Origin of the sequence: Gaiella sp., assembly GCF_035558935.1 — a bacterium.
Classification (GTDB): domain Bacteria; phylum Actinomycetota; class Thermoleophilia; order Gaiellales; family Gaiellaceae; genus Gaiella.
Window position 1 is genome coordinate 1 of sequence record NZ_DATMBZ010000122.1, and the last position, 7,031, is coordinate 7,031.

Below are 7,031 nucleotides of genomic sequence, written 5' to 3' on the forward strand. Positions count from 1 at the left end.
CCGGTCTGGTCGGAGGTCAGCCCCGTGACGGTCGTCACCTTGCTGCCGTTGCGGTAGACGTCGTAGCCCGTGACGCCGACATTGTCCGTCGACCCTGTCCACTTGACCGTCACACCGGTCTGGGTCAGGTTCGAGGTCGTCACCCCGGTCGGCGCCGTCGGAGCCTGTGTGTCCGAGCACGAGGTCGTGGACACAAGGACGACGCCCTGCTGCGACCGGTTGCCCGCGGCGTCGTAGGCGTCGACCCCGAGCGTGTAGCTCGTGCCGCACGTGAGGCCGCTCACGATGCCGGTCGTCCCGGCCGTGGTCGATACGCGTGTGCCGCCCTTGTAGAGGCCGTATCCCGTGACCCCGACGTTGTCCGTCGCCGTACCCCACGTGAGCGTGATGCTCGTGCCGGTGCGGGTCGAAGCCGTCACGTTCGTCGGTGCAGTCGGGGCCGACGTGTCAGCTACCGCGCACGGTGTCGTGGCGGCAGTGACCGTCGATTTCGGGCCGGTGTTGCCGGCAGCGTCCTGCGCTTCGACGGCGTACTGGTAGCTCGTCCCGCACGTGCGGCCGGAGTCCGACCACGCGTCGGAAGCGCCGCCCGCGGAGCCGGGGCCTTGGCCGATCATCGTGCCGTTCCGGTAGATCCGGTAGTTGGTGACCCCGACGTTGTCGCTTGCGGCGCCCCAGCCGATCGTGATCGCGGTCTGGGTGGCCGAGGACACGCTCAGGTTCTGGGGAGCCGTCGGCGGCGTCGTATCACCCGACGGCGGAGGCGGCGACTGCGTGCAGGCGGCGGTCGCCGCAGTCATGGTGGATGCTGCTGACCGGTTGCCCGCCGCATCGGCCGCATCGATCGCCAAGGTGTACGTCGTGCCGCACTGGAGCGCGCCGAACGACGCGTTCGTCACGGTCGAGGTTCCGACGCGCGCGTTGGCGACGTAGGTTCCGTATCCGGCAACGCCGACGTTGTCCGTCGAAGCGTTCCACTTGGCCTGGATCGCGGTCTGCGTCGCGCCGGTGACGGCAAGGCCCGTCGGGGCCGAAGGAGGAGTCTTGTCCACGCAGGCGGCGGTCGCGAAGAATGCGTCGCTCCGTGCGGATCGGTTGCCCGCCGCATCGGCTGCATCGATGCCCAGGCTGTAGGTCTTGCCGCATTCGAGGTTCGAGATGGTGGCCGACGCCTCGCTCGTGGCCCCGACGCGGAGCCCGGACACGTAGAGCCCGTACTCGACGACGCCGACGTTGTCGTCGGAGGGGGTCCACGCCAGGACGACCGACGTCTCGGTTGCCGCAAGACGCTGGATCCCGACGGGGGCGCTGGGTGCGGTGAGATCCGAGCACGGATCCGTGGAGACCGTCGTCGCCGTGCGTGACGACCGGTTTCCCGCTGCGTCGAATGCGTCGACTCCGACGATGTAGCCCGTTCCACAAGCAAGGGCCTTCAGTCCGTAGGAGGTGGTCTCGGTCGTACCCCGTTGTGCTCCGTCCAGGTAGACGCCGTAGCCGGCGACTCCGACGTTGTCACGTGATTTCGACCACGCGACCCCGATAGTCGTGGTGTCTGCGGCCGTGACGCCGATGACGCGGATGCGTTGGGGCGCCGACGTGTCGCCGGAGCGGCTCTGGGCCTTGGTACGGCTGGGCGCAGCGTCGGCCGCGACCGTTGTCTGCATTCCAATGGCGAGCGTTACAAGAAGCGCTATGAGCGTGGGGGTGGAAGGGCGGCGGATAGGCATGCTTAGTCTTGTCGCCGCCAGGCGTCGCCGGTTTACCCCCCTTTCGAGGGTGATCGAGCCGGTGAGACTGCCCTCGACGGCAGGGCTCGTGCGGGATGTGCCAAGGCTTGCCGCTCACTCGATCTGATGAACGGCGCCACTCGTTCGGATGACCGGAACGAGGGATAGGGCGCCTTCGTCTCCTCCGCGCCGACAGCCGCGTAGCGACGTCGTTCGAGAGGCGACGAGTCGGTCTCGGCCGGTTCTCGCCATCCACGAGGGGGCCCCTGGTGTGTCGCGCAACGCTCTGGCCTTGCGCTTTTGCGCAGAAGGGGTATCTTGACTCCGAAGCGGCGACTGTCGCGGTTCGTGAAGGGGGAGCACGTTTCAAGGGGGGCACGGGGAGTGGAGCGTTCGGGGGCGCCGTCCGTTCGCGGACGTCGGTACGGGGGAGCACGATGAGTGAAAGCCTGATCACTGGCGGTTGGCGCGTGAGTGCCGACGCCGCGATGCCTGCATACGACATCCGGCTCGACGATCTGGACGGTCTGGCCGTCGAGCAGCCCGTGCCGCGCCGGGGCTACCGTCGCGGCGCGCTCGTGCGACGGATGCTGTTGGTCGCCGACGTCGCGGGGCTCGTTCTCGCATTCACCGTTGCGAACCTGCTCGTACCGACCTTCGGCCATACGACCGACAAGGTCACCCCCGGCTTCGAGTATCTCGGCTTCCTGTGCGCGATCCCACTCTGGATCCTCCTCCTTCGCCTCGAGGGCCTGTACGACCGCGACGAGGAAAGGACGGATCATTCGACGGTCGACGACATCGTCGGCGTGTTCCGTAGCGTCACGGTAGGCATTTGGGTCTTCGCGCTCTTCGGTGTGGCGACGGGACTCGTCCATCCCGTGCTCTCTCGCCTCGGGGTCTTCTGGCTTCTCGCCGTCGTGCTGATCCCGACCCTTCGCGCGGTGGCGCGAACCCTCTGCCGGCATCTGCCCGGGTACACGCAGAACGCCCTGATCGTCGGCGCGGGTGACGTCGGTCAGCAACTCGCGCTCAAGCTGCTGAACCATCGTGAGTACGGGATCAGGCTCGTGGGGTTCGTGGACGACCGTCCTACTGCCCTCGACGACGATCTCGCCGAACGCCTTCCGCTCCTCCTCGGCGGGCCTGACCGCCTGCGGGAGTGCATCCTCGAGCACGGGGTCGAACGGGTGATCTTCGCCTTCTCGAACGACTCCCACGAAGAGGTACTGGCGAACTTCCGGGCGATCCGCGATCTGGACGTCCAGATCGACATCGTTCCGAGGTACTTCGAGGTTTTCGGGGCAGGAGCCCAGGTGCACACCCTCGAGGGCATCCCGCTGGTCGGGCTGCGGCCGACGCGCCTGGCCCGTTCGTCGCGCGTACTGAAGCGGGCGTTCGACCTCTGCGCCGCAACACTCGGCCTCGTGGTGCTGGCCCCGCTGTTCGCGGGCGTCGCGATCGCGATCAAGGTCGAGTCTCGCGGGCCTATTTTCTTCCGCCAGGTGCGGCGCGGAGCAAACGGGTCGACTTTCAGGATCTACAAGTTCCGGACGATGGTCGCCGAGGCCGAGGACAAGAAGGCGGAGGTCGTGCACCTCAACATGCACCGGAACCGCGATCCGCGGATGACGAAGATCCCGGACGATCCGCGCGTCACGCAGGTCGGTCGTTACCTACGGCGGTTTTCCATCGACGAGCTCCCGCAGCTCATCAACGTCGTCAAGGGCGAGATGTCGCTCGTCGGCCCGAGGCCGCTGATCCTCGAGGAGGATCGATACGTCACGGCATGGGCCCGGAAGCGTCTCGACCTCAAGCCGGGGATCACCGGTCTCTGGCAGGTGCTGGGCCGCAGCGACATTCCGTTCGACGAGATGACGAAGCTCGACTACGTCTATGTCACGAACTGGTCGCTGCGCGAGGACCTCAGGCTCATCTTCCTGACCGTGCCGTCGCTCTTCCGGACCCGCCGCGCGTTCTAGCGAGCCGCCGCGACGCCTTCGAGCAGTAGCTCGGCGATCTGGATCGCGTTGAGGGCCGCGCCCTTGCGGAGGTTGTCGCTCGACAGATAGAGCGCGATGCCGTTCTCCGCCGCGGTGTCGCGGCGGATGCGGCCGACCAGGACCTCGTCCGCGCCGGCGGCAGCCGCAGGAGTGGGGAAGCTCGGGAGGTCGAGGACCCGCACGCTCGGGGCGTTGCGGAGGATCTCCGTGGCCTCGTCCACCGTCAGCGGCCGCTCGAGCTCGAGCCATACCGCCTCCGAGTGGCCGATCATGACGGGGACGCGGACGCAGGTCGCCGAGATCGGGAGATCGGGGAGTTCTAGGATCTTGCGCGTCTCGGCCCGGAGCTTCGCCTCTTCGTCCGACTCGTCGCCCTCCCACGTCCAGTCCATCACCAAGTCGTGGTCGGCCGGAGCTTCGTGGGCGAGCGTGTCCATTCGCTGCGCCCCCGCGCCGGAGACGGACTGGTACGTCGACACGCGCACACGGCCGAGGCCGGCCTCGTCGTGGAGCGGCTTCAGGACGCAGGTGAGCGGGATCGTGCAGCAGTTCGGGTTTGCGACGATCCGGTCGCGCTCGAGGGACTCGAGCGCACGCCCGCCGTTCACCTCCGGCACCACGAGCGGATAGCCGTCCACGAGGCGGTACGCGGAGGACTTGTCGATGCAGATGGCTCCCGCCGCCGAGGCAACGGGGACGAGCTCGCGGCTCGCCGACGTCCCGACGGAGAAGAGGAAGAGATCGACGTCGCCGACGCCCAGCGCCTCGGGCGTGGCCTCCTCGACGAGGAGCTCGTCTGTGCCGAAGGGGATCCTCGATCCCGCCGAGCGACCGGACGCGAACGCGCGCACGTGGTCGTAGCCTCGCTCGGCGAGCAGGCCGAGCGTGACCGTGCCGACCGCACCGGTTGCGCCGACAACGCCGATTTTCGGCTGCGCGTGCATCACCACGTCTTTCTAGCCGACGCGACCATCTCCCTGCGGGGTCCCGGGGGCTAGGCCGGCCGGCGGCCGGCGAGCGCACGGCCCAGGGTCACCTCGTCGGCGTACTCGAGGTCGCCGCCGACGGGCAGGCCGCTCGCGAGACGCGTCACCGTCACTCGGTCGCGAAGGCGGTCGGCGAGGTAGGCGGCGGTCGCCTCCCCCGTCATCGTCGGGTTCGTTGCGAGAACGATCTCCTCGACCCCGTCGGCGTCGACGCGCTCCATCAGCCGATGGATCCGAAGGTCGCCCGGTTCGACCCCGTCGAGCGGAGAGAGGGCGCCGCCGAGTACGTGGTAGAGGCCGCGATACTCGTGCGTACGCTCGAGCGAGACGACGTCTACCGGCTGCTCGACGACGCAGATCACCGTCCGGTCGCGGCGTGGGTCGGAGCAGACACCGCAGAGCTCCTCCTCCGTGAGGTTCCCGCACTCGCGACAGGGCCGGACGCGCGCCTTGACCTCGGCGATCGCGCTGCCGATCGCGTTCGCCTCGTCGGCGGGCGCGGCGAGGATGTGGAAGGCGAGCCGCTGCGCCGTGCGCGTGCCGATCCCGGGAAGCCGCGTGAGCTGCGCGACGAGGTTGTCCACCGCGGGGCTCAGCACGCCGTCACGTTAGCCTTCCGCTGCGGACGTGTGCGCCTCCCCGAGCGACGCGCGGACGGCGTCGATGGTGTCCGCTTCGGCCGGCGTCTTGTCGGGGCGGTAGCCCTTGACCCTGGCGAACCTGAGCGCCAGGCCTCCCGGATACCGCGAGCTGCGCTGCACGCCGTCGAAGGCGATCTCGACGACGAGCTCCGGCCGGACGTGGACGACGTGGCCCTCCCGCGCCGCGGCGAGCTCGAGGAGCTTCTCGGTCTGCCAGTCGAGCATCGCGTCCGTCATGCCCTTGAACGTCTTGCCGAGCATGACGAACCCGCCGCTCGCCGGGTCGCGCGCGCCGAGATGGAGGTTGCTGAGGCGTCCCTGGCGTCGGCCGTGGCCCCACTCGGCGGCGAGCACGACGAGGTCGAGCGTCTGAGCCCGCTTCACCTTCACCCAGCCCGAGCCTCGCCGCCCCGCCTCGTACGGCGCGGCAAGCGACTTCACGAGCACGCCCTCGTGTCCCCGGGCGAGCGCGGCGTCGAGGAACGCCTCTCCCGCGGCGGGGTCGGCCGTCTCGATCCTCGGGATGCGACGGTCCTCGGGAACGCGCGTTGCCAGGAGCGCGGCGCGCTCCGAGTACGGGCGTTCGAGAAGGTCCTCGCCGTCGAGGTGGAGGCAGTCGAAGAAGAACGGCGTCAGTGGAACGCCGTCGCGCACGCTCTGCGCGGACGAGGAGCCGAACCGGCTCATGGTCTCCTGGAACGAAAGCGGCCGTGCCTCCGCCGTGAGAGCGATCACCTCGCTGTCGAGGACGGCCGCGTCGAGCGGGAGCAGCATCGTCGCCGCCACGACCTCGGGGACGCGGTCGGTCACGTCGGCGAGGCTGCGCGTGAACGCACGGACGACGTGCCCCGAGCGGTGCACCTGGAGCCGGGCTCCGTCGAGCTTCCACTCGATGCCTGCCGGCCCGGTACGGGTGAGCGCCTCCGCGACGTCTCCTGCGGACTGAGCCAGCATGGGGCCGATCGGGCGCAGCACCTCGAGCCGGAAGCGGGAGAGGCCCTCGGCCCCGTCCATCAACGCGGCCCGCGCGACGACCGCAAGGTCGCCGGCGAGCATGTGCGCCCGGCGCAGGTCGGCGGAGGGAAGCCCGGCGGCCTTCGCGACCGCATCGACCATGACACCGGTCAGCGCGCCCTGCCGCAGCTCGCCGCCGAGGAGTCGGAGCAGGAAACGCTGCTCCGACTCGGTCGCGGCGCCCAGCACGGCCGCGAGCGCCTGTCGCCTTACTGCTCGGGACCCAGGTCCCTCCGCAGCCGCCACGCGTGCGAGAGCCGCCTCGACGTCGAGGAGCTCGAGCGTCGGCGGTGACGGTGCCGGCGAAGGAGCGTCGCGCAGCGACGCCCAGCCGACCCCGATGCGCGGCAGCTCGCCGGACAGATAGGTGACGGCGGGGACGACTTCGTCCGGCGTCACACGCCGCAGGCACGACGCGAGCAGCTCGATCTTCGTTCGTCGAGCGCTCGTCTGCGCGACCGCGGTGGACGTGCGCGCGAGCTCGTCGAGGAGCACCGGGTGGAGAGCTACATTCCGGGCAGGCCGAGCGCGCCCAGGTCGGGCATCTGGCCGCGTAGCTTGGTCTCGACGGCCTGGGTGGCCGCGCGCAGTGCCTCGTTCGCCGCCGCGAGCACCATGTCCGCGAGGAGCTCCGGGTCGTCCGGGTCGATCGCGCGCGGG

At 69.6% G+C, this 7,031-nt stretch carries 6 protein-coding genes; 1 reads left to right on the top strand and 5 read right to left on the bottom strand.

From position 1 onward, the window contains the following. Positions 1 to 1,664 (bottom strand): fibronectin type III domain-containing protein (locus VNM44_RS12080; protein ID WP_414652974.1); only part of this gene is annotated, 1,664 nt, incomplete at its 3' end. A 533-nt stretch (positions 1,665 to 2,197) separates the two neighbouring features. Between VNM44_RS12080 and VNM44_RS12085 the strand changes: the two genes are divergently transcribed. Continuing rightward, the gene (locus VNM44_RS12085) at positions 2,198 to 3,709 is read left to right on the top strand and encodes a sugar transferase (protein ID WP_325626136.1); all 1,512 of its coding nucleotides are present in this window, start codon (positions 2,198 to 2,200) and stop codon (positions 3,707 to 3,709) included. Here VNM44_RS12085 and VNM44_RS12090 read toward each other — a convergent pair. The 4 genes from VNM44_RS12090 to VNM44_RS17195 are packed head-to-tail and all read right to left on the bottom strand — an operon-like array spanning position 3,706 to position 7,021. Further along, the gene (locus VNM44_RS12090; RefSeq protein ID WP_325626139.1) at positions 3,706 to 4,674 is read right to left on the bottom strand and encodes an aspartate-semialdehyde dehydrogenase; all 969 of its coding nucleotides are present in this window, start codon (positions 4,672 to 4,674) and stop codon (positions 3,706 to 3,708) included. The genes VNM44_RS12085 and VNM44_RS12090 overlap by 4 nt on opposite strands. Before the next feature lie 50 nt (positions 4,675 to 4,724). Next, positions 4,725 to 5,315: a recombination mediator RecR gene (gene recR / locus VNM44_RS12095; protein WP_325626137.1), complete on the bottom strand. Its 591-nt coding sequence runs from the start codon at positions 5,313 to 5,315 to the stop codon at positions 4,725 to 4,727. A gap of 9 nt (positions 5,316 to 5,324) precedes the next feature. Then, complete coding sequence (locus VNM44_RS12100; RefSeq protein ID WP_325626138.1) at positions 5,325 to 6,866, bottom strand: ATP-dependent DNA ligase; 1,542 nt, start codon at positions 6,864 to 6,866, stop codon at positions 5,325 to 5,327. An 11-nt stretch (positions 6,867 to 6,877) separates the two neighbouring features. After that, positions 6,878 to 7,021, bottom strand: a complete 144-nt coding sequence (locus VNM44_RS17195) for a YbaB/EbfC family nucleoid-associated protein (RefSeq protein WP_414652975.1) — start codon at positions 7,019 to 7,021, stop codon at positions 6,878 to 6,880. Positions 7,022 to 7,031 lie beyond the last annotated feature (10 nt).